Source organism: Providencia manganoxydans (genome assembly GCF_016618195.1).
In the GTDB taxonomy this organism is placed as follows: domain Bacteria; phylum Pseudomonadota; class Gammaproteobacteria; order Enterobacterales; family Enterobacteriaceae; genus Providencia; species Providencia manganoxydans.
In genome coordinates, this window is record NZ_CP067099.1 from 1,399,872 (window position 1) to 1,425,836 (window position 25,965).

The window sequence follows — 25,965 nt, forward strand, 5'->3', positions numbered from 1 at the left end:
TTACCGTTTTGAATCAATTAAATCGATTGAAAGTAAACGATAAATGGTTGTTTTTGTATAAATGTGCCGCGCGGTATTTTTTTGCGGCTTAAAAATGCATAATAATCCTATAGTGCATCATTAGATTGAAAACAAGGAATAGATAATGCAAGTGCAGCCACATGATTTTGTTTGGATCAATAGTCTTGATGATTTACCCGTAGAAACATTACCTGAATGGGTGATTTCTCAATGGAATAAACAATTGCCATTAGTAGTGCGTAGAGAAGCGGCAGCAGAAAATAAACTTACAGTTGGGATCCGCGGTATTAAACCCTCACAACGCTTTGTTACACAAATTGATAAATCATCTATTACACATATTATGGATGTTGCATCCCTTGTCAGTAATTCACGTGAACTACAACGTTCCATGTTTATTGCACTACCACCAGTACAAGTGCTGTTACTTCTTTCACAGCATAATTGGCCATGGACATGGGCAGTGACAGGCAGTTGCGCTTATACATTGGTTACTGATATTCAAAGTATGTTATCAGATGGCGATTTGGACGTGGTTATTCGTTGTCCAACACCGCACCAAAAAGAAGATTTTGCTGAGTTTGCCATTAAAGCAAATACGCCATTATGTCGTATAGATATTCATGTAGAGACTCCAAAAGGGGGCTTTTCATTGGCTGAATGGTTTAAAAATGACGAAGTGACTCTACATACACCACGAGGTAATGTGATGACTGCCGATCCGTGGGATATTAATTTATAATATTGATACTTGTCATTCCTCCTATTACAGAGTTGTAGAGCGACGTTTACTCGCTTGTTGTTTAGCTGCATCTTGAATTATTTAAGGTATAAAGTTGCTGCTAACTCAATCACATTGTTTAAAAAATAATTTTGATGCTCGTGCAGTTGAATTTTTTTACATCAATGTACTCGTCATATATCAAGTCGCCGTATTGTTAACGCCGCTCATCCACATTAATTATGTATATAAGCTCTCTGGGACGGATGCTCTTACCGCTTAACGGAATTTGAATTATTGAAAGTATGGCTAACAAAGTGGAAACGTGAGTTTTTACCCCACTTTGCTAGCTTAAATGTGTTCGACCACTGGCTCTGTAAGTGCAGAGTGATACCACTCTTGCATCGCGGGTAAAGCAATCATTCGGTCAACCCATTGTTGTGCTGCATTGCTGACAGGTAATTGATAGCTTCGTATTCTAAATGCGATGGGAGCAAAGAACGCATCTACCGCAGTAAACTGTGCTCCTGCCAGCCAAGGTCCTCCAAAAGTGGTAAAGCCTTCCTGCCATAATTGTTGAAGGCGATTTAGATCAGCTTGTAACTCCCTTGATATTTTTTCAAGGGGGGATTGGTGAGAGAGATTCATTGGGCAAGTTTGACGAAGAACTGAAAATCCAGAATGCATTTCTGCGCTAGCGCATCTCGCCCATGTACGTGCATTTTTATCTGTAGGCCAAACTTGCGGGTATTCTTCATATAAATATTCACTAATAGCGAGTGAGTCCCATACAGTTTGTTTTCCATCGACTAAACAAGGCACTAAACCCGATGGAGAAAAGCTTTTAAATTTATCGTGACTACTTTTTCCAATTCCGACTTCGAAATAGCAGATATTTTCATCAAAAGGAATATTCAGTACTTTCAGCAAGATCCAAGGACGTAAAGACCAAGAGGAGTAATTTTTATTGGCTATCCAAAGTTTGTACATAGTCACTTTCTCCATGAGGCGATAGGTCTGAAAATGAAAGGTGAGATCAAGATGATACGAAGTTAACAATTTAAAGGGGTTTTAGAGAAGCTACAAATGTCTTTTTACAAAAGAATGAACGATAGCCTATATTTTTTTAATTATAAGATATAACCAAAATATTAACCAATGGCGAGTAATAAAAATAAATGGTTTCTTTTGTTTACAAAAACTGAAGATAATTTTATTAATATTTAATATCTAAAGCTCGACAAATCACTATTTATAAAAAATATTAAGAATGGTGACCGTATTTGAATATCATCAACAAAATATTTGTTTAAGTTAGGGATAGGAATAATTTTTGATAACCCTTATGATTACAGCAGTTTATTAAAACGCTCAATTACCTTTTAATTTACAAGGTTATTTATATGCAATGGAAAAATAGTGCCACACGTTACGGGCATATCTCTTTGCTCGTTCACTGGTTGGTTGCGATCGTCGTATATGGAATGTTCGCATTAGGTTTATGGATGGTGACACTAGGTTATTATGATAGCTGGTATCATCAAGCCCCCGAAATTCATAAAAGTATAGGTATTTTATTATTTATTGTTATGGCATTTCGTGTGGTTTGGCGTTTTATTTCGCCACCACCTAAGCCTCTTGAGAGTTATAGTCGCTTAACGAGATTAAGTTCAGCAATTGCACAGATTCTCATCTATATTATTTTATTTAGTATCCTGATCAGTGGATATTTAATTTCAACCGCTGATGGCCAGCCAATTAGTGTATTTGGATGGTTCGAAGTACCGGCTTTATTTACTGGAGCAGCAACACAGGCAGATACCGCAGGTGAAGTTCATCTATATCTTGCTTGGGCCGTTGTTTTGCTATCAGTTTTACATGCCTTTGCGGCATTTAAACATCACTTCTTTGATGGTGATATTACTTTAAAAAGAATGTTGGGTTTTAATCCCGATAAATAAACGTGGAGATAAATATGTTTAAGAAAACAGTTCTTGGTTTAGCTGCTGGAGCTTTATTTTTAACCGCAGGTTCAGCTTTAGCAGAAACCTATAAATTTGATAAACAAGGTCAGCACGCATTTATCGAATTCCGTATCCAACATTTAGGTTATAGCTGGGTTTACGGTAGCTTTAAAGATTTTGATGGTAGCTTTACTTATGATGCAAAAGATCCTGCAAAGGACAAAGTTGAAGTCACTATCAAAACAGGCAGCATCGATACTAATCATGCAGAGCGCGATAAACACTTGCGTAGCGGTGATTTCTTAAATGCAGCAAAATTCCCAGAAGCGAAATTTGTTTCAACAGAAGTGAAAAAAGAAGGTGAAATTTATAAGATCACTGGTGATTTCACTTTAAATGGTGTGACAAAACCAATTACTTTAGATGCAAAACTAATGGGTGAAGGTAAAGATCCATGGGGTGGCTATCGTGCTGGTTTTGAAGCTCAAGGTAATATCAAGTTGAAAGATTTCAACATTAAATCTGACCTTGGTCCAAAATCACAAGAAGCAGAATTGCTGATTTCAGTTGAAGGTGTTCAAGAGAAGTAATGCCTAATTAGCTGAAAAACGAATTCTGTTTGTCGGCAGAGGTTAAGGTTTTTGAAATAAATTAGGAAAATCAATTCATTGATTTTCGGCTGATAACACGGAGCGGGAAAACCACGTTTTTTTCCTACTCCGTCAACAACCTCTAAAAGCCCCAATACATTTATGTATTGGGGCTTTTTACATTTATTTATAGTTTTTTGTATGAAAGCATACATCTTTAAGGCATAGCGATGGCACTCGCGACATCGTTTTCTCGACTTTCATAGTCTCACGCAGCTGATACTCAATTGATCCTCGAAATAATATGGTTAATTTCCCTTTTTCCTATAGCTTGAGAACTTTATAACAAGGTAGAATGTATAGAAAATCAATTGGTTTTTATAAATAAAATTTATTTAAATAAATCAATTGAAAAATTAATAGGTATCTAGATATAAAGGTAAGCCCCTTGGAGACAAAAAATTCACGCAAAACAGCACTGGTTGTTGTTGTTATTTTTATTGCATTTGCCATCGGATTTTATTGGTTAGGCAAGGATGATAATACATTATCAACACAGACGAATGCTGAGGTTCAAGAAGATGTTTTAACGGCACCATTAAGCGTGAGCCAAGTAGAGGCATTGTCGAAATTAGAAGAGCAGATGCCTGTTATTGAAACGATTAAAAAAATGAGCCCTGTCGCGTATCAGAGCCTAGAACAAATCGTGCGTGAGTATGATCCATCGAACGAGTTACTGACTCGACAAATGTTTGATCAAGTGGTTGCTAGCGTGATGAAGTTAGTGATTGAGCGAATGCCCTATGCAACAGATGACTCAGTGATTAATTTTACTCATAAAGTGAATGATTATTTAAAAGTGTTACTAGAGGCTGATCCAACAGGGCAAACTTGTTTCTATTCACTATTCCCTTATTTACGCGATTCTGCGGCCGTTATTCCGCCACAAAAAAGCCATGCAATGTTACTTAAGCAATTAGCAGCAACCAATGATTTGCTAATTTCAAGTGAGTCCAATATCAAACAGCCAACATTAACTAATGAAGAACAAATGGCGATTTTAACCAGTTTACAAGAGAAACTGGCAGCACAATACGGCAAGGAAACTCAATTACTTGCGAACTTAGAGCAAGCAAAACAAAAGCCAGCTTTAACTTGTCGTATTTCTATTAGCTTCTATGACCACATTCTTGCGATGCCTGATAATAAACAAAAAGCCGCTTTTTTAAGAACCTTATTTTCAAGTGCTAATCAGTAGTAACAAATAGCAGACCCCATTTATTATGGGGTCTTTTACCATCCAACAGTCAAATACGACCTATTACTTCCTCTATTTTAATGACTAAATAGCATTTTATTGTTATTGAATGTTTCAAATGGCTGTGCAAGCTAAGTAATTCTTCTATACTTTCAGAGTTAAATTCTATGGCTAAGCCAATGGGCGTCTTAATTGATTACCATTAATATATTCTATTGTGTTAGTTTATTATTATAGGGTTACGATAAGTTTGAATTTTATCGAGGAGGTAGGATGTCATTTGTTAAGAAAAGTATGGTTGCTCTGCTAACAGCGGCCGCGGTATACGTCCCTTCAATCGTCACCCAAGCTTGTACTAGAGTGGTTTATTTAGGCGATGATCAGCAAACCATGACCGCAAGAACAATGGATTGGAAATATGATATTGGAACTAATTTATGGATTTTTCCTCGCGGTATGGAAAGAGATGGGATTGCTGGGCCTAATTCTCTTAAATGGAAATCCAAATATGGCAGCGTGATTGCTTCTGGTTATGATATTTCTACAACAGATGGTGTTAATGAAAAAGGTTTAGTTACTAATCTTTTATGGTTAGCAGAATCTAAGTATCCACAAGCGGATGATAAGCAGCCTGCATTATCTATTTCTCTATGGGCACAATATATGCTTGATAATTATGCATCTGTTGCTGAAGCTGTAGAGGCACTGGAAAAAACACCTTTAGTGGTCATGACCGATAACGTACCGGGTCAAGATCGCTTGGCGACATTGCACTTATCATTATCAGATGCGAGCGGTGATAGTGCAATTATTGAATATATTGATGGTAAACAAGTGATCCACCACAGCCGCCAATATCAGGTGATGACAAACTCTCCGACTTACGAGAAACAGCTAGCGATGCAGGAATATTGGCAAGGAATTGGTGGTACAGTCATGTTACCTGGGACGAATCGTTCAGCGGATAGGTTTGCCCGAGCTCAATTTTATATTAATGCCATCCCACAACACACAACGCCAAATAAAGCGGTAGCCAGTGTATTTGGTGTTATTCGTAATGTCTCAGTTCCTTATGGTTTAACAACAGAAAATTCTCCAGAAATTTCATCAACGCGTTGGCGGACGCTTGTTGACCATAAACGCCAACTCTACTTTTTTGAATCAGCGCTAACCCCAAATATTTTTTGGACGGATTTGAAGAAAATCGACTTTTCAGCTGAAACAGGTAAGGTTAAAAAATTAGATTTAGGTGTAGAGCAGGATCATATTTTTTCAGGTGATGCGACCAAAGAGTATGTTGATAGTAAACCATTTGAGTTCCTAGGGCTTTCTGCGAAACAACTTGGATATTAAGTTTTTTCGACAACCTTCTGAGTAAACAGAAGATTGAAATCGTTGACGAAGTGGGATAAAAGTGTTTTTTCCCACTTCGTGTTCTCAGTCGAAAATCAATGAGTTGATTTTACTTATTAATTTCAAAATCTTATTCATTGCCACCAAATATAATACGTTTTTCAGCAGTCTGAACGTTCCGAATAAACAGAAGGTTGATTTTAATCAAGTCAATATCTATCTCATCATGAAACCTTTGCAGCTTATTCAATAAAACTATAAGATGTATTTAATATGCAACTTAAAGGTGATGGTATGAGTGAATTAGTTTGCTACAAAACGATGCCTGTATGGGATAAAGCGTCTCTTCCGTTGATGTTTCAAGATAGACATAACACGAAAGAGGATACTTATGCTCAGCTTCGTGTTTTAGCAGGAACGCTAGATTTTATCATTTTTGCTGATGATGGCAGTGAGCAGAAATTTACATTTGATGTGAATAATCAACCGCCACTTATTGCTCCACAAGTTTGGCACCGAATTGCTGCTTGTAGTGATGATATGCAATGCCAGCTCTCTTTTTTATGTCAGCCAGAGATTAAATTTTATAAAGAATATGGATTGACTATCCCGCATTCGGAAGTCAGATTTTTATGTGAAAATCACCTATCTCAACCATGTAAAACGCTTGATCTCGGCTCAGGACGCGGACGTAATAGTTTTTATCTTGCTCTGCAAGGCTATGATGTCACTGCTGTGGATATTAACCCACAACACATTCAAGCAATTGAGTTTGTAAAAAGACAAGCAGAGATCGAAAATATCAAGACCGCCGTTTATGATATTAATAGCCATCAAATAAAAGGTGACTATGACCTGATTATATCGACGGTTGTTCTAATGTTTTTACAGAGAGAGAACATTGCTAATGTTATTGCCGATATGCAGGCGCACACATTATCTGGCGGTATTAATTTAATTGTTTGCCCAGTTGAAACACCAGATGCACCACTTGATTTGATCCCATTCAAATGTTTCCTCAAAGCCGGTGAGCTTCAAGAGTATTATCAAGATTGGGAAATTTTAAAGTACAACGAAGATCCTGGACATTTGCATCGCACTGATGCGGATGGTAACCGTATTAAACTTAATTTTGCGACATTGATTGCGAAGAAAAAATAATATTATTGCGGGATACATGAGTATCCCGCTAAATCATTAAGCTTAGTTTGTTGCTTTTGCTTGGTCATTTGATTTTTGCTGTGAACTTCTTTGCAAGGTTCTTTCTAATAAAACCGAGTAGAGCGGTCTGCCACCAAGTAGCTGTGCAACCATAGTTGCTCCTAAACAAGTAATAATCATCGGTAAAATCAACTGATAATTACTTGTCATTTCAAGTACTAAAACTAAACCGGTTAGTGGCGCTCGTACTGTTGCGGCAAATAATGCCCCCATACCCGCAATAGCAAAAGTTCCAATCTCAATCGGATAATCAGGAAATATTTCTTGTATACAGTAACCATAAATTCCACCGAAAAGCGTACCTAATGCGAGAAGTGGGGAGAAAATTCCGCCAGGTGCTCCTGAGCTAAAGCTAATTGTAGAGGTTAAAAAACGCAGAGCGAAAAATAACAATAGGATAGTCACAGTGAAACTACCTGCCATCATCTGATGGATCACTGAAAAACCGCCACCAACAATTTCTGGCATATACACACCAATCGCCCCACAGCAGCCACCAATTAGGCCACCCATGAGCACAAACCGAGAAACTTTATCTTTATAGAATGCGAGGAATTTTGTTTGCAAGTAAAGTAAGAAATTATTAAAACAAATACCAATAACGCCAAATAGCATGCCTAGAATTAAGTAGAGCCAAAGTGTATTTAATGGAGCTGATGAAAAATGTCCAACATTTAAGATTGCAGCCTGACCACTGATTAATTGATACACGATGGTTGATGTAATCGAACCAATAAATACTGCTTTAATAGAAATGAGGCTATATTTGAATTGAGGACGCATTTCTTCAATAACAAATAAAATACCTGCAAGAGGAGCATTAAAGGCAGTTGATAAACCTGCTGCTGCACCAGCAGCTAATAAAGTATGGCGTGACTCATTATTTTTAACACGGAAAATGTCATAAAACATTTGGCTAATATTTGCCCCAAGCTGGACTGTTGGGCCTTCACGACCAAGTACCATACCTGAGCCTAAAGCACCTAATCCACCAAAAAACTTTACAGGGATCACTCGCCACCAACGAACAGGTCGCAAATCTTGTAGAGCACCTTCAATTTCAGGGATACCAGAGCCGCCTGATTCAGGCGATATCTTTTTGACAAGATAATAACCAATCATGGCGAGTATGGCTGATACTGCAAACATTGCTGGGATGATTAGCCATTTATCAGTGACATATTGACTAACGGTACTACTGCGATAGTTACTGACCCACGTAGTACCCAATTCAAAAAGAGAACCTACTAGGCCAACAAATGCGCCAATCAAAGCGGCCAATAATAAGATACCAAGTGGAGTTTTATTGGATTCTTTTAATCGTCTGAGTATTCCGAAACGATACTTCATCGCGGACTGACTAATAGGACTTTGTTCGGACATCTCTTTATGACTCTCTATTTATGATTGGTGACAAAACAACAATAATTCTAGCATAACAAAGAATAAGGCAACCATATCATAAAAATATGGGTAGGTATTTTATTTAAGAAATAAAATGAGTTATAGAGAAAGTACCAGCACTTTATAACTATTGAAATACGATTTTAATGTGTATGAAATTCAATATATAAGCCTAATTATTTGCATGTAGGGAATGATTTATTTCAATAATGATAACAATGAATAGAAACTGATCTTTATTGAATTTGTAAGCTAAATAATCAGTGAATTAATATCTAGCGTCTACATTCAGTTTCAATAAGGGGGTAAGTATGACCACTCCATTCGATATTTACCCATCAATTGATATCGTGTCTGGTTTTGCTATGGTTTCACAAGCTGCAATCAAAATGACGTTAGAAAACTCTTATGACCAATCTCACGTCAGTAAGATGATCCTTGGAACACCGACTGAAGTTATTAACAAATGGCAGAATGAAGGAGCAAAAAAAGTACATATCGTTGATTTAAATGCAGCAGCAGGTACTGGTGATAATTATCAAGCGGTGAAACAGGCAATTTCAATGTCGCATGTTCGTGCTCAAGTATGTGGTGGAATACGGGACGATAGAACACTTGAGCGTGCATTGAATTTAGGATGCGAAAGAGTAAATATTGGTACTGCGGTATTAGAAAATATAAAGTGGTGTGAAAAGGTAATCAAAGAACATGGTAATAAAATCGCTATTGCTTTAGATGTTAAACAAATTAATGGTGATTATTACTTAACGAGCCGAGGATGGAGAGTGAATGGTGGTTTATTGTGGCCAGTATTAGACAAATTAAATAAGTTAGGCTGCTTACGTTATGTCGTCACAGACGTTGAAAAAGGCGGAATGTTAAGTAAACCAAATTTTGATTTATTAAAAAAAGTTTGTACTAAAACTGATAGTCCTATTATTGCTGGTGGTGGTGTTTCATCTTTAAATGATATTATCACATTATCTGACATGCGAGAGCTAGGTATTGAAGGTGTGATACTTGGGCAAGCACTTCATATAGGTATAATAAATATACCTAGTATTTTATCGATAGTATAATTTAATTAATCTTGATTAAGAGTGCATTTATGGGAAAAATATTTTCTATTAAAATGGAGAATATAAGCTTGCTAGGTGCATTATATTATCCTGTGGATAATAGCCTATTTTATAAAGCATATAGATATTCTCCTGAATTATTTCATTATAATAATGGTATGCTAAATAGTCGAGGGCAAAGTTATTACGAGAAGTTAAATTGCAACCAAATGATCCATCAAATAAAAGTTTTAAAAAATAAATATTTGATGGTTCCTTATATGGCTGCGGAAAAAATTATAAAGTATGTGATTGTAGATCATGTTTTCTCTAAATTGGTTCGTTTAGCTGATTTTATTATAGGAGCTTATGATAGTTTTGAAAGTATTTTATTTAATTATATCAGAGCAATTAATTGGTGTGCTTATACAATTATCTGTTTCTTTCAAGGAAAGCCTTTACCTAAATATACCGATGAGTTAGAGGGAATTTCGATTGATCCTAGCTTAGAGTTAAAATTTCCACGGGAACAAATTGAAGCAGACAATCATTTTATTTCCTTATCATCAGTTAGTTATCTAAAAAAACAGTATGATTATATTGTCGGTATTGCATTGGGTGGGATTAGTTGCGCAGCGATAGCAAGTTGTTATTTAAATAAGCCTCTTAGTATCATAAAAATCTCTTATTATGATGAGAGAAATATTGGTAAATCAATACCGCTATATAAAAATTGGTTGGATAAAGGGAATATATTATTGATAGATGATAATTGTGGTAGTGGGGTAACCTTAAATAAAGCTAAACAATATTTAAATGCAATAACAGACTGTTCTATATCAACATATGCAACGGAATTACATTGGGAAAAATTTTTTAGGTGTAAGGTGTATAAACATCAAGATCAGATATTTGAGCTAAACTTTATGACGGAGTTAACACCATGGTGTTTTAGGCATTTTGAGTTGCTTAATATATTAAAAGATAAAGAAAAAAATGCATTGGAAGTATGTGGCGTTACAACAGAAGATTGGGCTAATTATTCATTAAAAATGATATCAATATTGTATAAAATATTTCCAGCGGAAAAAAGACTTTTAGCACTATTTAATAGGTTTAGTTTATTTATTGAGGATCCAACATAAAAGAGGAACTATGAAAAAAACACATATTATATGGGATTGGAATGGAACTCTTTTAGATGATGTTAATATTTCTTTATTTGCAGCTAATCAAGTGTTTATTAGCTTAGATATTAAGCCATTGACGTTAAATGAATATAGACAATATTACTCGGTTCCCATTCAGAAATTTTATCATAATGTATTAGGTCGTACTCCAACAAAAATTGAATGGAAAAAAATTGGGAATATTTTTAATTATTATTATAAACCAGAGGTTAGAAAAGCGAAACTGTGTAAGGATGCTATTAAAGCTTTACAATATCAGCAATTAAAAAATCTAACTCAATCAGTTTGTTCATTAATGGAACAAGACGATCTTGATTTAAGTGTATGTAATACTCAAGTAGGTAAATATTTCAATTTAATTCACGGGCGAAGCTCACAACTTTTAAAGTTTGGTAAGTCAAAACAATTAGCATCACACATTGAAAAATTAAATATTTCACCTAGTGATTGTGTTGTGATTGGTGATTCTACCGATGATGCATTATCGGCATTTGATGCTGGCGCAAAATCGATTCTTTATACTGGAGGAACTCATAGCGAGGAAAAATTATTAGCAACGGGGGCATATGTTGTTAATTCATTAGTCGAAGCTGCTATTTTAGCTGAAAGAATTACTTAAATAGGAGGAGGTATGCTACATGCTGTCATAGGATTACAATTTGGAGATGAAGGGAAAGGAAAATTTGTTGATTACCTTTCTGCAAAAATGAATAATATTGTTAGGTTTAATGGAGGTGCAAATGCAGGGCACAGTGTTCAAGTTAAAAATAAGCGTCTGTCATTTTCTCAGTTACCAGCTACTTTGCATCAACGTAACTTATTTGTTTGCCAAGGTGCACTTATTAGCCCTGAAATTTTAATAGATGAAATAGAACGCTTTAAAGCAAATTATCAAGATGTTTCTATTTGTATTGACTATCGATGTCATATTGTATTGCCTATACATGCCTTATTAAATCATGCATCTGAATATTTTAAAGGCAAACGAAAAATAGGCTCGGTCGGGGTCGGTATAGGCGCTTGTTTTGAAGATAAAGCTAACCGTCACGGGATTAGGCTCTGTGATGCCCTTGATAAAGATCGTTTAAGAGATAAATTAGCTTTTTTGTGGCAGTTACGTGAGAAGCAAATTAAATATGTCTTTAATGGTGAGGTTGCGCTAAGTTTTGAAACAACGTTAGATGTGCTGCATGAACAATGCCAATATATAAAACCTTACCTGTCTTTTACAGATAAGAAAATTCGTCAGCTAATTAATCGAAATGAAGATGTACTACTTGAGACCTCTCAAGCAACATTTTTAGATAATGCATTTGGGTCTTATCCTTATACTGTTGCTTATCAAACTTTAGTGCAAAGCTGTTTTTCAGTCATAGGGATCCCAAGTTCACCTATTCATATTTTAGGCGTTATGAAAGCGTATATGATAAGAGTGGGTAATGGGCCATTCCCGACCGAATTGAATAATGAAATTGCAGAGACACTGCGTGAAAAAGGAAATGAATACGGCACAGTTTCCAAGCGTCCGCGGCGATGTGGTTGGTTAGATTTAAATTTAATTAAACAAGCGATCGAGCTTAATGGCGTTACGGAACTCGCAATAACAAATGTGGATGTATTGGCAGGCTTTGATGAAGTTTATATTGCAATAGATTATATGGTTGAGGGCCAATCAGTTTCATGTGATGAAGCTCTATTAGATCTGGCTGAGGCTATACCAATATACCGTAAATTTTCAGGTTGGCCTCCTTTAAATGAATGTTATCAAAATAGGTCACAACTCCCAAAATCATTAGAGATTTTTTTATCTTTTATTGAAGAACAAACAAATAAAAAAATTCGTTATATTTCATATGGTGCAGATAGAGAAAAAACGATTATTTGTAGCTAAACAAAGAGGGTCCCATGATCAGTTATGTAACAGGTTTTATGTACTCCCCTGATGGTTCACAGGTAGTACTGATCAACAAAAATAAACCAGAATGGCAAAAAGGAAAATTTAATGGCGTGGGAGGAAAAATTGAAGCTGAAGAAAGTGCTAATCATGCTATAGTCCGAGAATTCTTTGAGGAAACAGGTGTAATAACGAAATTATCAGACTGGCAATGTTTTTTGATTTTAACTAATTCAAATAATTATCGTGTATATATGTTTTATACCTACAGTGAAAAATTTAATCAGGTAAAGACAGTTGAAAAAGAAATTGTGAGTTTACACTCTGTATATCAACTACCTATAAATATTATTTCAAATTTATCTTGGCTAATTCCACTATCGCAAGATCAAAAAATTAAATTTAATAATCCTATAATGATGTTCTGTCGTTCATAAGTAAATTAATATCACCTCATCATGTCTTCACAATGAGGTGAACGTATAAGTTATTTTAGAATTGATAAATCAAACCTAGTCCCAACACATTATCTGTATTGATGCCATAATCACGAGTAAACTCATTGTCTTTTAGTAAATTAATTTTATAATCAACAACTGCGGACATATTTTTATTAAAATCATAAGCTGCACCGACAGCAATATATTTAACTAAGTCATTACTACCGTAGCGACCTAAGTTTTTGCCTTTAGATTGGTTATAGCCAATAGATGGCGTTAAACCAAAATCAAATGTATATAGCGCAACTAATTCAAGGTTTTCTGTTTTATTCGCAGTGGTTTCATGCTTATCATCACCAAAGCGAGTTGTATTTAAAGTTTGTCCATACATTGCCGCTAAATAGATGTCATCAAGTTCTAATTTACTGCCAATATTCCATGCTTCAGCTCGTTTACCTGTAGCGCCTGTTGCTGAGTTATTTTGACTTGGTGTACGAGATGAATTTGAATAACCGCCACCGATCGAAATACCCCAACCTAGCTCATAGGCTGTTGAAAAACCATAACCATCGCCATTATTATCTAGTGCACTGTCGCTAGCTGATTTATTTTGATCGCCATTTTTTCCTTGATACTGTAATGCAAAACTGAGCCCATCAATATAACCAAACGCATTGTTATTGCGATAAGTTAATAAATTACGGTTTCGCCCCATCATAAATGTATCTTCTTGATCCATAGTATCAGCGCCCCAAAGCGGTAATACATCGGTCCAAGCATTGGTATCGTAGATCACACCGTAGTTACGACCATAATCAAGTGAACCATAATCGGCAAACTTTAAACCGGCATAGGCTAAACGATTTTGTGTTTCGTTATCACTCTCTGATTTGTTAGTAGGGGTTTCCCATTCAAAGCGGCCAAAGCCGATGAGTTGATCTGTAATCTGTGTATCGCCTTTAAAACCAAGGCGCACTCTTGAATCATCACCATCTTCACCACTTTTAGCATCTGCAAGATAATGTCGAACATCAATTTGTCCATACACATCAAACTTGTTCCCATCTTTATTATACACTTCGGCTGCATTTGCTGTGCTAGAAGCTATTAATACAGGGATTGTAACTGCAAGGATATTTCGCTTCATGATAATAAATCCTTAAAATGATTAACTGAATAAATGGTATTTTTCGCACTTAAATAAGTTACGTAAAGGTATTATCAATTGAGTAAATCAAAATGTGCAAGTGTTAATTTGATGACGATGACATCGATATTTTTAACTGCAGAATAATAAAAGTAATTTTTCTTGCTTTATTAGATGGATAACTGTGAATGATTCTCATTAAATTTAAATCTTAATTTAGATCAATAAATCTTCAGATAGTCTGTAATCGCACTTCCTTATTAGTCAAAAAGGTTTAATCTTAATGTTGTATTTCAAATGCAACTTATGAGGCAACAAACATGTACTGTGTGCAATGTGAACAAACAATTAGAACTCCAGCTGGCAATGGCTGTGCATACGCGCAGGGTATGTGCGGTAAAACGGCTGAAACGTCTGACTTGCAAGATCTATTAGTTGCGGTATTGCAAAGTTTATCTGCTAGCGCAGTGGTAGCGCGCGAGTTAGGCATTATCGATCATGATGTAGATAGTTTTGCTCCACGTGCATTTTTTTCAACATTAACCAATGTTAACTTTGATTCAGAACGTATTATTGGTTATGCAAGAGAAGCGATATATCTGCGAGACAAATTAATTAAGCAGTGCCAAGCAAAAAATAGTGCAATTGTCTTCAATCACCCGTTAATTAATCTTCAGTTAAACAGTAATGATATTGCAACGTTACAAAAGCAAGCTGAAGAATTTGCATTAGATATTGATAAAGCGCGTGTTGGTGACGATATCCATGGCTTACGCATGCTGTGTTTATACGGTCTGAAAGGGGCTGCTGCTTATATGGAGCATGCTCATGTTTTAGGACAATATAACAATGAAATTTATGCACAATATCATCAAATAATGGCATGGCTAGGTACGTTACCCACTGATATGAATGAGCTGCTTGATAACGCAATGGCCATTGGCATGATGAACTTTAAAGTGATGGAAATACTGGATGCCGGTGAAACAGGTGAGTTTGGACATCCGATCCCAACAGAAGTTAATGTACGTCCTGTCGCGGGCAAATGTATCCTTATTTCAGGTCATGATTTAAAAGACCTGAAAATGTTGCTAGAACAAACTGAAGGTACAGGGATCAATATCTATACACATGGTGAAATGCTACCAGCGCATGGTTACCCTGAACTTAAAAAATACTCTCATCTTGTTGGGAACTACGGTAGTGGCTGGCAAAATCAGCAAGTAGAGTTTGCTAAATTCCCAGGTCCTGTACTCATGACATCAAACTGCATTATTGATCCTGATGTTGGGCAATACAAAGATCGCATTTGGACGCGCAGCATTGTTGGATGGCCTGGAGCAAAACATTTAACTGGAGATAATTTCTCTGAAATGATTGCTCAAGCGTTATCGATGAATGGTTTCCCATACACTGAAATAGAGCACAAAATTACAGTTGGTTTTGGCCGTCAAACATTATTAAGTGCGGCTGATACCGTTATTGATTTAGTTGCACAGAAAAAATTACGCCATGTATTTTTAGTGGGTGGCTGCGATGGTAGTCGTGGTGAGCGTAGTTATTATACTGATTTTGCTCGCAGTGTGCCAAATGACTGTTTAATTATGACATTAGCTTGTGGTAAATATCGATTCAATAAATTAGATTTCGGCACACTAGAAGGTTTACCGCGTTTACTCGATGTTGGGCAATGCAATGATGCTTACTCAGCAATTATGCTTGCAGTTAATCTTGCGGAAAAATTGGGATGTGGCGTAAATGATCTACCTCTTAGCTTGATCTTGTCTTGGTTTGAACAAAAAGCAATTGTTATCTTATTAACGCTCTTGGCATTAGGTGTTAAAAATATTTATACCGGACCAACTGCGCCTGGATTTTTAACTGAAAATCTTTTGAATGTACTAAATGAGAAATTTGGTATGCGTAGTATAACAACGGTTGAACAAGATTTAGCTGAAATCCTACCTGCGTAATTTTTAAAAAGTAATATGAAAGAGGGGGGAATGATAATTCCCCCTACCAAGTGGAGTGATAAGATGACAATGCCAAGCAGCTTATGTCCCAATAGAATGCAAATTCATTCTATTCATCAAGAAACATCTGATGTATGGACGATTAACTTAATCAATCACGATTTTTACACTTATTCGCCTGGGCAGTATGCATTAGTAAGCATTAAAAACAGTGATGAAATAATGCGTGCTTACACAATATCTTCTACTCCAGGCCAAAGTCGCTTTATTACTATCACCGTTAGGCGGTTGGATCATGGGGTCGGTTCATGTTGGTTAACGAATTCAGTTAAACCAGGAGATTATTTGTGGCTTTCGGATGCACAAGGGGAGTTTACTTGTGCAGAAATTAACAGTAACCAATATTTGATGCTAGCGGCTGGATGTGGAGTAACCCCCATTATGTCAATGGTACGTTGGTTAATGGCAAATCGTCCTCAAGCGGATGTAAAAGTTCTATTTAATGTGCGTGATCAGCAGCAAATTATTTTTGCTGATGAGTGGCAACAACTAGTTAATTTATATTCTCCGAGATTACAATTGTGTACTATGGCTGAACACCCTGACCATGGTGGAATCGCAGAAGGGCGTTTAACACAAGAAAAACTGTTTGCTTTAGTGCCTGATATTCGCTCTAGAGTCGTGATGACATGCGGGCCAACACCTTATATGAAGAATGCCCAGCAATTTGCGAAAAATCTTGGCGTTCCTGCTGAACATTTTTTTATGGAACGTTTTTCGTTAGATCCAGAACCAATTGAAAGTGAAGATACCTTAAGTTTAAAAATACGTCACCGTTTGATGAATTTTAAGGTACCAGTTGGTACATCTTTACTCTCTGCTTTAGAGCAAAATAAACAACCAGTTATTGCAGCTTGTCGTGCGGGGGTTTGTGGTAGTTGTAAAACCAGAGTTTTATCTGGTAATTATATAACAAGTAGCACTATGACATTAACGGCTGAAGAAATAGCAAATGGTTATGTATTAGCATGCAGCTGCCAACTACAAGGTGATACAGAAATAGCCTAGGGTATTTTTTAGTATCACTAAAAATATATGGACTGTCTCATTCTTTATAGAATTAATGAGACAGTAGTCTATGTATTAATGCCTAATTAAATAAACGTATTGAAAAATATTGAATTAGAATGTGATAAACAGACTAATTTTTTAAATATTAGGCATCTTTACTTGAAATAACTACCATCATGCATAAAGTAAATAGATAATTTACTTAATGTATTGATCGCTGAGACTGCAATCTCTTTATTTGGGTCCTGACATAGATTAATAATACGCACGATGGCTTCTTCATACTCAATTGTCGCCTTATAATCACCTAAAGCTGATATTGCAGCGATTTTTATCTCGTCATTACCCCTAAATGTCAGGTTTGTCAGCATGCCGACAATGGTCTTGTCCATAATCAAATCTTCACTCTTTAATTAACTTAACACTATTCTAATGTAAAATAAAATATATTAAAGACTAAATTAATATATGTTTTTATTATTTTATTTTGAAGTGTAACTGAAAGTGGTTGTTTTTCGAGTTTAATAAATACTTAAGTGCATTCGCTTACTTAAATTATTCTAAGGCGACATCCTTATAAATAAAGTAATTATAGGCACATGACTTAATTAACCCTTAATTAGGGTTTTTATACTATAAAATAAGATTATTTTAAAATATATAATAATACAAATTAATATATACAATATTACTTTTCAATTAATCATCGTAATGGTTAAATGCAATTACGCCTTTATCTTATTTTATAACGGGATAGTGCTACAACTCCAAAAAACTGTTTAGTATGAGTTAATTATAGACAGTACTAATCTTTTTGAAATATAAATTCATATTTTATTACATTTTGTTTCGGTGGGAATTGTTGTTATACATCAACTTAAACAAATCCTAAACAGAATAATGGCTATTCGATATTAACCCTTTTTTTGGGGTGGTAATTAACATCTCAATGGTTATAATTCGCGACGCATTAAAAGTGCAGTATCTCGTTAGGCGAGGCTCCTATACAAACACAGGTTGCTGATCTGACGACGTCGAGAGACGCCCAAGATCAGGACAGGATATATCGAACGAAGGTATATCCCCATGTAACTTCTCATTATTTTATAATGAGATACGTTGTATAGTGCTAAAACCGAGACGTGGAGATAGCCATCGCATTCTCTCATCTGGTTTCGCCCCTATGTGAGTACTGTTTGAGTAACCAACAGTAACTAGGGACTAAAAAAATGACATTCACTTCCCAGAATAAAGCGGGAACTGTAGCAATTGCTCAGTCCGCAATGAAAGGCGCACGCCTAAAAAACAACAATTCACAGCAACCGAAAATTGATGACTCAACAGTAAGCGCTTACATGAGTCAGTCGTATTTACCTGTTTCTATTGCAGATTCAGTTGCTTGTGTAAAAAAAAGTTTGATTGAACATCTTGATGGTGAACAAATTCCAACATTTTTATTTGTTGTTGATCAGGATAATTATCTAAATGGTATACTTTCCGTTAAATCGCTGTTAGCGGCAGATGAAGGTTTGCACGTCTCTGATATTATGAGACATAATTACTTTTCCGTTGCTCCAGAACAATCACGTCATGATGTTTATGACCTGATCAATCACAGTGGTTTGGATATGATCCCTGTTGTGCAGTTTGGTAAATTGATGGGGGTATTGCGTCCTCAAGATATTGCTGAATTGATTGAAGATGAGAATACGTTGGATGCACAGCTTCAAGGCGCTACAACGCCACTTGAAGAACCTTATTTATCAACCAGCCCAGTCACATTGTGGCGTAAACGAGTGGTTTGGTTGCTCATGTTATTCGTCGCTGAGGCGTATACAGGGACAGTATTAAAAGCGTTTGAAGAACAACTAGAAGCGGCTATCTCACTGGCTTTCTTTATTCCATTATTGATTGGAACAGGCGGCAACAGCGGTACACAAATTACATCTACACTTGTTAGAGCCATGGCATTGGGCGAAGTGAGCTTACGTAATGTCGGTGCTGTGCTGAAAAAAGAAGTTTCGACATCTTTTTTAGTCGCCATTACAATTGGTGCGGCAGCTTTAATAAGGGCATGGATACTTGGTGTTGGTGCTGAAGTAACGATTGTGGTGAGTTTGACGATTATCGCAATTACCATGTGGAGTGCCATTGTTTCTTCAATTATTCCAATGGTATTGAAGAAGCTAAAAGTGGATCCCGCTGTAGTATCGGCACCTTTTATTGCCACTTTTATCGATGGTACGGGTTTAATTATTTACTTTGAAATTGCTAAATTGGTGATGACAGAGTTTGCCTAAGCTTATCAGTTGATTTTGGCTGCGATAGATCCAATCTATTTAATATCTGTCGCAGCTATATTTGCTCCTTGTTTTAATATCTCACCACATTTTCGGCACAAATACTGACTTTCCCCTCGAACAACTTTGTTATGCCTTCTCACGGTTAATTCGTGTGTAATAGGGCAGGCACAGTGATAATGAAAAGTACGGCTCTTTACCGACGTAATCTCAAAGCAATGGGTCCGGCTTGCAGGCACTTCAAGCACATGTTCCATCATCCACTTCCATTCCGAACCGTGCGGTGCAATACCTTGCCGCCCATACACACGATAAACTAATAAATGTGCCAGCTCATGGGGGATCACCTCATCAATAAAATTCTCACCATTTTCTAAAAGCAGTACGGCATTTAAGCGGATCTCCCATTCTTTTAAATAGGCACTACCAGCGGTTGTTCCGCGTTGTTTATAGTTAATTATGGGTTCTGGAATATGTTGTTCGAGTTTTTGCTGAGCTAACATAAGTTTTGCTCGCAAAGTGCGCATAACTTTTTGCTGTAGATTGATGGGGACACGAAGTGTTTTCATACAACTAAGCTTAATACAAGCGATGGCAGGTAAACAAGTGTTATTGACACTCATTATATCAAAATATATATTATAATTTATGATATTGATAATGAGAAGACATAATGACAAAGCCACTTTCAAGTGAACTACTGGACGCAATGAAATTAGCGGCAACACAAACTTCAACGCTTTTAAAAATATTAGGTAATCCGGATCGTTTACTTTTGTTATGCCAATTGACGCAAGGAGAGGCGTGCGTGAGTGATCTTGAGGTATCACTAGGAATACAACAACCTACATTATCTCAACAACTGACCGTGCTACGAAATGAAGGTCTTGTAGTAACGCGGCGTGAAGGTAAACGTATTTACTACGCAATCGCCGATGAAAAACTGTTTATTTTACTGAACACACTCTACACACTTTATTGTCCGAAAGAGGGTAAATAATCATGTCTATTGATTGGGCTAATTTCACTCCATGGTCAGCAGCCATCGGTGGTTTATTAATTGGATTGGCTGTTTCAACTTTATTGCTTTTAAATGGCAGAATAGCGGGTATTAGCGGTATTTTAGGAGGCATATTAAAACCTATTGTGGGGGATACCGCATGGAAGGTGGCATTTATTGTGGGAATTATGGTTGCACCAGCTATCTTTAGTTTCTTTTTCTATGCGCCTGAAGTCATTATTTCGACGAGTACACCTTTCATCATTATTGCAGGATTATTAGTGGGATTTGGGACTCGCTTAGGCAGCGGCTGTACTAGTGGACATGGTATTTGTGGTATGGCTAGGTTTTCTCGCCGCTCAATTGTGGCAGTGATGACTTTTATGATTGTTGCATTTGCGACAGTTGCGATTGTTAATACATTTGGATTAAGAGGATAAATAGATGCCTATTATCGTTGCATTGATATCAGGTTTGTTATTTGGCCTTGGGCTACTTTTAGCCGGTATGGGAAATCCTGCTAAAATTCTTGGTTTCTTAGATGTTACAGGAAATTGGGATCCTTCTTTACTTGTGACAATGGCAGTAGCAATGGTAGTCAGTGCTATTGCTTTTGCGATAGCTAAAAAACGTAAAATGAGTGTGCTCAATTGTCCTATACAAATCCCACAGAATACAAAAATCGATAAGCCCTTGATAATTGGTAGCGTATTATTTGGGTTAGGCTGGGGGATCGCGGGGATTTGTCCTGGGCCTGCATTATTGTTGACAGGGATGGGGGTAACGGAGGGAATTATTTTTACCTTAGCTATGATAGCAGGTATGTCCATTTTTCAGATATTCAAAAAATAAAAGCAAGCCCTTTTATATTGGGGCTTTTTATTCTAATGATTTAAAATATAAATTATTAGAATAAAAAGATGTCACATAGAGATACATTACATATAAAGTTACTCATCCTTAGTAAAAAAAATATTTATCATGATAAATATTTAATTTATTGCATCGATTTATTCATAAAGAGCACCTCTAAAATTGATAATAATATTAGTGGTCAGTAGAACGTGGATTTAATAAAACTGATGTGGATATTTTTATCTTAACCAATAAAAGAGGTGAATGATGAAAAATCGATTTCAAAATTCCGTCTTATTACATTCTTTAGACTCTTCACTATTAGCTGCTATACCATTTTCTCTCATTTACAGTCATACAGCTGAGCCTCTAATGTTTATGCCGTATCAAACAAATGATGTTGATACTAGACACGAATGAAAGAAAAATAAAAGACATAATAACTTGTTTTCTCTAATTTAAGGAGAAAGAAATGGTTACGTTAAATAAATTATTATCGATTGCTGTTGTGAGTTATTTAGCAAGTCAATATGCTTATGCTGCTTTTCCTGTAAAACCTGTTGTAGATCCTTACTCAAATTGGAATCATACAAACTATGCTTTCGTTGATATATCAGCCGCAACAAATTATGAAGCGGCGATCAAGAGAAAAACCGTAGTAAGTATTCCAATTGAATGGGCCGTGACTAACTGGAATGGTGATTTTGGAACGACAGTTAAAGTGTATTTTAATGGGCAGTTGGTACAAAGTATCCCGAGTATGGGGGGATATGGTGTCACAGCAGTTGAGGTGACTAAGGGGGGAATATATCAAGTCACTGTTGCTTTTTGTAACGGAGATGAATGTACTCTTAGTGACCCGAAAGAGCTTATTGTTAAAGATACTGATGGTATTCATTTAAAGCCAACAGAAATAGCGATGCTTAAAACACCTTTATTAGAAAATAATAAAGCTTATACACAAAACTCTGGAAAAGTTGTTGCGGCTTACTTTGTGGAGTGGGGAGTATATTTACGAGGATTTCCTGTAGACAAAATACCGGCACAAAATTTAACCCATATTCTTTATGGCTTTATTCCCATATGTGGTGGTCATGGTATTAATGATAGTTTAAAACAAATTGAGAATAGTTTTGAAACATTACAGACATCATGTTTGGGTAGGGCGGATTATAAAGTAAGTATTCATGATCAGTGGGCTGCATTTAATAAACCTCAAACCGGAACCACTTTGCCTTACCAAGGAAACTTTGGTCAGTTAATGGCCTTAAAAAAAGCCTATCCTGATTTAAAAGTACTTCCATCAATTGGTGGCTGGACATTATCTGATCCATTCTATGCGATGAAAGATAAATCAAAGCGCGATATTTTTGTTAGTTCGGTAAAAGAATTTTTGCTGACATGGAAATTCTTTGATGGTGTTGATATAGATTGGGAATATCCTGGCGAAAATGGCGCTAGTACTGTATTAGCATCAGATAAAGATGGCGAAACTTATTTATTATTAATGCAAGAACTTCGCGCGATGCTAGATGGGTTGGAAAAAGAAACAGGGCGTGAGTACGAATTAACTTCGGCAATTAGTGCAGCTAAAGTCAAAATAGATAAAGTGGATTTTGGTACAGTACAAAAATCAGTCGATCATTTATTTATGATGAGCTATGACTTTTATGGCGCATTTAATTTAAATACGCTTGGTTACCATACAGCACTTAATGCATCTAGTTGGAGACCTGATACTGAATACACGACAGTAAATGGGGTAAATGCTTTGTTAGCTCAAGGTGTCGCGCCGCAAAAAATTGTTGTAGGGGCGGCAATGTATGGTAGAGGATGGACAGGGGTTAATAGCTATGTGGGTGATAATCCATTTACAGGGAAAGCAACTGGGCCAGTCGCTGGTACATGGGAAAATGGTGTTGTCGATTATCGGCAAATAAAAAACCAATATATGATTGGTTTGTGGACGTATAACTACGATACGGTAGCGGAAACACCGTATGTATTTAAAGCATCAACAGGCGATTTAATTACTTTTGATGACGAACGTTCTGTTAAGGCGAAAGGTAAATATGTTTTAGATAACAAACTAGGCGGATTATTTTCATGGGAAATTGATGCCGATAATGGTGATATTCTTAATAGTATGAACTCGAGCTTAGGCAATACCTTAAAATGATGAATGATTATCATAATCTATATAGGGGATACATTCCCATATATTTAACAAAAAAGTATTTAAATATATATGTTCTATTATTTTATTTGGTCAATATTTTTATTTTGCTTTTATTTATTAATTACAAATCAATTTAAATTACTTATTCTTATTAAGTAATTAGATTAGGATGTTTCTAGATTTTTTATTATTAATATTATGATAGTTCTATATATGTAGTTATCTAATATTCATGCGCTGAAATCATTGTATTAGCTATTTTAAATTAATCGGAGCTTATATGACTAGATTATCCGTGGATGCAATTAATATAATAAATACTATCAAAAAAACAGGTTCTTTTTCAACAGCGGCGGATGTGTTACATAAAACTCCATCGGCAATTTCTTATCAAGTATTGAATATAGAAAGTCGATTGAAAGTTAAGTTGTTTCATCGCAACGGCCCAATAATTCGATTAACAAAAGAAGGCGAATTTTTATTGCAAGAGGGGGCTTGGATATTGAATGCGGTTCAAGATCTAGAAAATAGAGTTAGAAATATTCCAACACTTGATAATCAAATTCGCATTGTGGTTGAAAAATTTTTGCCACTAGATATTTTTGTACAAGATATCCGCGATTATATTAATACTAGTGGAAATATTCATATATCTATACAACGAGAAGCGATGACAGGTGCATGGGACGCATTAAAAGAAAATAGAGCTGATTTTATTATTGCGCTTGGTAATGTACCTGAAAATGTAAAAGCAAAAATGCAATTACTTGGCAAACTTAGTTTTGCTCTCTGTGTTTCACCATCACACCCCTTTGCCTCTAAAAATAAAGTGATAACACGAGAGCAATTACTAAATGATATTCATGTGGAAATTGCAGATAGTAGCCATGAATTATCATTTAATAGAGAAAAGGAATTAATACTACAAAAACAAATATTAGTCTGTGATTTAGAAAGTAAATTAATCTTGATTAAGAGAGGTATTGGTTATGGTTTTATCTGTCCATCTCATATAAAGAATGAATTAAAAAAACAAGAGCTAGTGATAGTTCCAGTAGAAATACCAAAAGATGATCAATTTATTTGGCTTGCTTGGCACCCGGCAAGTAAAGGGGGGCATTTTTCTTGGTGGAAAGAAAGGCTGATAAAAAAAATTGATGCATCTAGTTTTACCGAAAACCTATCAACAGCATAATAGTAAAGATATTTATTGGCTTTCATGTTATTAGGTTGGTTTTATTGTTTTAGAAATCCTAGTGGCAGAGGGCTAATGCCACTAGGATTAACTGATAGCTCGTTTTACTTCAAGTTGCAGCGTTTTTCGCTAAAGCATAGTGAGTTTTTTCACTCGCCACTCATTATATTGTGACTTATGCTACTAGTGGTTTATTCGCTGGTCGCTGATATGTAATTTAAATTCTTTAGAGCATAGATTCCAGGTGTTAAGACGTTTATTCAAGCCTTTTATTATTTTTTATTTTCAATGCTAATTGATACCATTGTTTATTATAGCTTTTTGCTGATTTTGGTAAAAGATTATACTCTTTGATGACTTCATCAATGAGAGGCATTGCTTCATTTTGACGTTGATTTTCGAATAAAAACTCGGCATAAATAGCTTTGTATTCAATGCGTTCTTTATATTGTAGCAATGCACGAAATTCTTGATTGGCTTCTTCAATTAGACCTAACTTAGCCAATACTTTCGCATATAAAAAATGGCCTGTTGGAGACGTGAAATTAGGGTTCTTCTCACAAAGTAAATCAAGTGTGTCACGGCAATTTTGATAATCGCCTAGATCAAACAGCACTTGAGCATATTTTTGCATAATATCTGGAGAGTATTGATTTATTCCTTGCAACGATTCGACATAATATTTGGCGGCTTCTTGGTATTTTTGTTGATCTGCTAGTATTTCAGCAAGTGCAACACAGTTCTCTGTTGTTGGACTTAGCTGATATTGACGATTCGCTTCACTGAGATCTTTACCCGAAAACAACTGTTTTCTGATGGTGTTTTCTAGTTTATAGCCATGACGAGAGTAGCGAATAGAAGGTAACCAAATAACTAAAGCGTAGACAATAGAACCTAAAATAGGGAATACAAATAAAATAAATAGCCAGTATGAATTTTGATGTGTTTTGACAACATGTACAGCAAAATAAATAGCTGGAATAAAATAGAGTAGGGCACCAATAATTGGCATAGTGGCCTCTATAAATGGGGATTAACTGTTAGCAGGTTATAATGACATAAGTCGCTTTGCTAACAACAAGAATTACCTGAAAAATAAACCCTACATTATTGTAGGGTCTATGTGAGTTC

At 35.9% G+C, this 25,965-nt stretch carries 25 protein-coding genes and 1 riboswitch; of the genes, 19 read left to right on the top strand and 6 right to left on the bottom strand.

Annotated elements, in window-relative coordinates:
- Nucleotides 1-145 precede the first annotated feature (145 nt).
- A complete protein-coding gene (locus JI723_RS06055) occupies nucleotides 146-763 on the top strand; it encodes a malonate decarboxylase holo-ACP synthase (RefSeq protein ID WP_272580169.1) in 618 nt (205 codons plus the stop codon).
- Nucleotides 764-1,093: 330 nt separating this feature from the next.
- Here the strand turns inward: JI723_RS06055 and JI723_RS06060 are convergent, their stop codons facing one another.
- Nucleotides 1,094-1,732 (bottom strand): glutathione S-transferase family protein, encoded by a 639-nt coding sequence (locus JI723_RS06060; RefSeq protein ID WP_272580168.1) that lies wholly within the window; start codon nucleotides 1,730-1,732, stop codon nucleotides 1,094-1,096.
- A gap of 413 nt (nucleotides 1,733-2,145) precedes the next feature.
- Between JI723_RS06060 and JI723_RS06065 the strand changes: the two genes are divergently transcribed.
- From JI723_RS06065 to tehB, 5 genes are all read left to right on the top strand, one after another.
- Nucleotides 2,146-2,703: a cytochrome b gene (locus tag JI723_RS06065; RefSeq protein WP_272580167.1), complete on the top strand. Its 558-nt coding sequence runs from the start codon at nucleotides 2,146-2,148 to the stop codon at nucleotides 2,701-2,703.
- 14 nt (nucleotides 2,704-2,717) lie between these two features.
- Nucleotides 2,718-3,296, top strand: a complete 579-nt coding sequence (locus tag JI723_RS06070) for a YceI family protein (RefSeq protein WP_070925223.1) — start codon at nucleotides 2,718-2,720, stop codon at nucleotides 3,294-3,296.
- 448 nt (nucleotides 3,297-3,744) lie between these two features.
- A complete protein-coding gene (locus tag JI723_RS06075) occupies nucleotides 3,745-4,554 on the top strand; it encodes a topoisomerase IV (RefSeq protein WP_070925224.1) in 810 nt (269 codons plus the stop codon).
- A gap of 273 nt (nucleotides 4,555-4,827) precedes the next feature.
- Nucleotides 4,828-5,907: a linear amide C-N hydrolase gene (locus JI723_RS06080; RefSeq protein WP_070925225.1), complete on the top strand. Its 1,080-nt coding sequence runs from the start codon at nucleotides 4,828-4,830 to the stop codon at nucleotides 5,905-5,907.
- Nucleotides 5,908-6,180: 273 nt separating this feature from the next.
- Nucleotides 6,181-7,068, top strand: a complete 888-nt coding sequence (gene tehB / locus JI723_RS06085) for an SAM-dependent methyltransferase TehB (protein ID WP_070925226.1) — start codon at nucleotides 6,181-6,183, stop codon at nucleotides 7,066-7,068.
- A gap of 42 nt (nucleotides 7,069-7,110) precedes the next feature.
- Here the strand turns inward: tehB and clcA are convergent, their stop codons facing one another.
- Nucleotides 7,111-8,511, bottom strand: coding sequence for a H(+)/Cl(-) exchange transporter ClcA (gene clcA, locus JI723_RS06090; RefSeq protein WP_272580166.1), 1,401 nt, complete (start codon nucleotides 8,509-8,511; stop codon nucleotides 7,111-7,113).
- Between the two features lie 332 nt (nucleotides 8,512-8,843).
- Between clcA and JI723_RS06095 the strand changes: the two genes are divergently transcribed.
- Genes JI723_RS06095 through JI723_RS06115 form a run of 5 tightly spaced genes read left to right on the top strand, consistent with a single transcriptional unit; the run spans nucleotide 8,844 to nucleotide 13,111 of the window.
- Complete coding sequence (locus JI723_RS06095) at nucleotides 8,844-9,611, top strand: HisA/HisF-related TIM barrel protein (protein WP_272580165.1); 768 nt, start codon at nucleotides 8,844-8,846, stop codon at nucleotides 9,609-9,611.
- Nucleotides 9,612-9,640: 29 nt separating this feature from the next.
- On the top strand, nucleotides 9,641-10,735 hold the full coding sequence (locus JI723_RS06100) for a phosphoribosyltransferase family protein (protein ID WP_272580164.1): 1,095 nt from the start codon (nucleotides 9,641-9,643) through the stop codon (nucleotides 10,733-10,735).
- Nucleotides 10,736-10,745: 10 nt separating this feature from the next.
- On the top strand, nucleotides 10,746-11,399 hold the full coding sequence (locus JI723_RS06105; protein WP_140186053.1) for an HAD family hydrolase: 654 nt from the start codon (nucleotides 10,746-10,748) through the stop codon (nucleotides 11,397-11,399).
- A gap of 12 nt (nucleotides 11,400-11,411) precedes the next feature.
- Complete coding sequence (locus JI723_RS06110; protein ID WP_272580162.1) at nucleotides 11,412-12,671, top strand: adenylosuccinate synthetase; 1,260 nt, start codon at nucleotides 11,412-11,414, stop codon at nucleotides 12,669-12,671.
- Between the two features lie 14 nt (nucleotides 12,672-12,685).
- Entirely contained in the window at nucleotides 12,686-13,111 is a 426-nt protein-coding gene (locus JI723_RS06115; protein WP_140182821.1) for an NUDIX domain-containing protein, read from the top strand.
- Nucleotides 13,112-13,166: 55 nt separating this feature from the next.
- On the opposite strand, the gene JI723_RS06120 is transcribed toward JI723_RS06115, so the two are convergent.
- On the bottom strand, nucleotides 13,167-14,261 hold the full coding sequence (locus tag JI723_RS06120) for a porin (RefSeq protein WP_272580161.1): 1,095 nt from the start codon (nucleotides 14,259-14,261) through the stop codon (nucleotides 13,167-13,169).
- A 320-nt stretch (nucleotides 14,262-14,581) separates the two neighbouring features.
- Here JI723_RS06120 and hcp point away from each other — a divergent pair, with 320 nt between their 5' ends.
- Both hcp and hcr read left to right on the top strand, forming a co-directional pair.
- Nucleotides 14,582-16,234: a hydroxylamine reductase gene (gene hcp, locus JI723_RS06125; protein ID WP_272580160.1), complete on the top strand. Its 1,653-nt coding sequence runs from the start codon at nucleotides 14,582-14,584 to the stop codon at nucleotides 16,232-16,234.
- Between the two features lie 63 nt (nucleotides 16,235-16,297).
- The gene (gene hcr, locus JI723_RS06130; RefSeq protein ID WP_272580261.1) at nucleotides 16,298-17,302 is read left to right on the top strand and encodes an NADH oxidoreductase; all 1,005 of its coding nucleotides are present in this window, start codon (nucleotides 16,298-16,300) and stop codon (nucleotides 17,300-17,302) included.
- Nucleotides 17,303-17,460: 158 nt separating this feature from the next.
- On the opposite strand, the gene JI723_RS06135 is transcribed toward hcr, so the two are convergent.
- Nucleotides 17,461-17,697 carry a HEAT repeat domain-containing protein gene (locus tag JI723_RS06135; protein WP_070925236.1) on the bottom strand — a complete coding sequence of 79 codons (237 nt, stop codon included), beginning with the start codon at nucleotides 17,695-17,697 and terminating at the stop codon, nucleotides 17,461-17,463.
- Nucleotides 17,698-18,283: 586 nt separating this feature from the next.
- A riboswitch (M-box (ykoK) riboswitch) is annotated at nucleotides 18,284-18,460 on the top strand.
- A 128-nt stretch (nucleotides 18,461-18,588) separates the two neighbouring features.
- Here JI723_RS06135 and JI723_RS06140 point away from each other — a divergent pair.
- The gene (locus JI723_RS06140) at nucleotides 18,589-19,605 is read left to right on the top strand and encodes a magnesium transporter (protein WP_233445652.1); all 1,017 of its coding nucleotides are present in this window, start codon (nucleotides 18,589-18,591) and stop codon (nucleotides 19,603-19,605) included.
- Between the two features lie 35 nt (nucleotides 19,606-19,640).
- Here the strand turns inward: JI723_RS06140 and JI723_RS06145 are convergent, their stop codons facing one another.
- Nucleotides 19,641-20,174 carry a SprT family zinc-dependent metalloprotease gene (locus tag JI723_RS06145; protein ID WP_272580159.1) on the bottom strand — a complete coding sequence of 178 codons (534 nt, stop codon included), beginning with the start codon at nucleotides 20,172-20,174 and terminating at the stop codon, nucleotides 19,641-19,643.
- Nucleotides 20,175-20,278: 104 nt separating this feature from the next.
- Here JI723_RS06145 and JI723_RS06150 point away from each other — a divergent pair, with 104 nt between their 5' ends.
- From JI723_RS06150 to JI723_RS06170, 5 genes are all read left to right on the top strand, one after another.
- A complete protein-coding gene (locus JI723_RS06150) occupies nucleotides 20,279-20,605 on the top strand; it encodes an ArsR/SmtB family transcription factor (RefSeq protein WP_272580158.1) in 327 nt (108 codons plus the stop codon).
- A gap of 2 nt (nucleotides 20,606-20,607) precedes the next feature.
- Entirely contained in the window at nucleotides 20,608-21,045 is a 438-nt protein-coding gene (locus JI723_RS06155) for a YeeE/YedE family protein (RefSeq protein ID WP_337979845.1), read from the top strand.
- Nucleotides 21,046-21,049: 4 nt separating this feature from the next.
- Complete coding sequence (locus tag JI723_RS06160) at nucleotides 21,050-21,457, top strand: DUF6691 family protein (protein ID WP_272580156.1); 408 nt, start codon at nucleotides 21,050-21,052, stop codon at nucleotides 21,455-21,457.
- Between the two features lie 475 nt (nucleotides 21,458-21,932).
- Nucleotides 21,933-23,639, top strand: a complete 1,707-nt coding sequence (locus JI723_RS06165; protein WP_272580155.1) for a glycosyl hydrolase family 18 protein — start codon at nucleotides 21,933-21,935, stop codon at nucleotides 23,637-23,639.
- 280 nt (nucleotides 23,640-23,919) lie between these two features.
- Nucleotides 23,920-24,834, top strand: a complete 915-nt coding sequence (locus JI723_RS06170; protein WP_070925242.1) for a LysR family transcriptional regulator — start codon at nucleotides 23,920-23,922, stop codon at nucleotides 24,832-24,834.
- A 256-nt stretch (nucleotides 24,835-25,090) separates the two neighbouring features.
- Here the strand turns inward: JI723_RS06170 and JI723_RS06175 are convergent, their stop codons facing one another.
- Nucleotides 25,091-25,846: a tetratricopeptide repeat protein gene (locus tag JI723_RS06175; protein ID WP_070925243.1), complete on the bottom strand. Its 756-nt coding sequence runs from the start codon at nucleotides 25,844-25,846 to the stop codon at nucleotides 25,091-25,093.
- Nucleotides 25,847-25,965 lie beyond the last annotated feature (119 nt).